The 1,164-nt window shown below is 73.2% G+C and carries 1 protein-coding gene; it reads right to left on the bottom strand.

Going from position 1 to position 1,164, the window contains the following annotated elements:
* A partial coding sequence (locus tag G5C65_RS40615; RefSeq protein WP_165303516.1) for an SDR family NAD(P)-dependent oxidoreductase occupies window positions 1–1,077 on the bottom strand: 1,077 nt, incomplete at its 3' end.
* Between the last annotated feature and the right edge of the window lie 87 nt (window positions 1,078–1,164).

The following is a 1,164-nucleotide window of genomic DNA, read 5'->3' as shown; positions in this document are numbered from 1 at the left end:
GCCCAGCGACACCCCCGCCAGTCCCTCCGCGCGGCGCCGGGCGGCCAGGCCGTCCAGGAAGGCGTTCGCCGCCGCGTAGTTGGCCTGCCCCGGGGTGCCGAACGTCGCCGAGGCCGAGGAGTAGAGCACGAACAGGCCCACATCCGCGCTCCGGGTCAGCTCATCCAGGTTCGCCGCGGCGGTGGCCTTCGCCCGCAGCACGGTGTTGAGACGCTCCTGAGTCAAGGCGGTGAACACCCCGTCGTCCAGCACCCCGGCGGCATGCACCACACCCGTCAACGGCGCGTGGCCGGGGATGTCCGCGAGAACGGCGGCCAGAGCGTCGCGGTCGGCCGCGTCACAGGCCACGATCCGCACATCGGCGGCGCCCAGCGCGGTGAGTTCGGCGGCCAGGTCCGCGGCGCCGGGCGCGTCCGGGCCCTGCCGGGAGAGCAGCAGCAGCTGCCGGATGCCGTGCCCGGCCACCAGATGCCGGGCCAGCAGACCACCCAGCGTCCCCGTACCACCAGTGATCAACACCGTGCCATCCCGATCCACCGGCACGGACTGCCCCGCACCCGCAACCCGCTCCAGCCGGGGCACCAGAACCTGCCCCTCCCGGACAGCCACCTGCGGCTCATCCACACCCGCCAACAGCCCCAGATCCACCTCATCGCCCACCGCGAGAGCGGGATCGGCATCCACCAGCACAATCCGGTCGGGATGCTCGGACTGCGCCGAACGCACCAACCCCCACACCGCCGCACCCACCACATCCACACTCTCGCCAGGCCCCGCGGGCACCGCACCCCGCGTCACCACCACCAGACGCGCGCCGGGGGAGTCCTCCTCCAGCCACTCCTGTGTGCGGCGCAGGACCTCACCCGTCACCTGTTCCACCGGCCCGTCCCCGACCACCAGGGTGGAGAAATCCCCCGGCCCGGACGGATCAGCCGCCGGCTGTGCGGTCCACTCGACGGCGAACAGGGCGTCATCGCCCAGCCTCCCGGCCGAGGAGAGCTGATCGGCCGCCACCTCCCGCGAGACCAGGGACTCCACCGCCAGCACCGGCCGCCCCGCACCATCCGCGGCCTGCACCCGCACACCCTCACCCTGAGCGTGCACCGCCACCCGCAACGCGCTCGCCCCGACCGCGAACAACTCCACACCCGACCACACAAACGG

The sequence above is a fragment of the Streptomyces boncukensis genome, from assembly GCF_011045075.1.
Lineage (GTDB): Bacteria > Actinomycetota > Actinomycetes > Streptomycetales > Streptomycetaceae > Streptomyces > Streptomyces boncukensis.
This window is presented reverse-complemented; position numbering and strand designations above follow the sequence as displayed.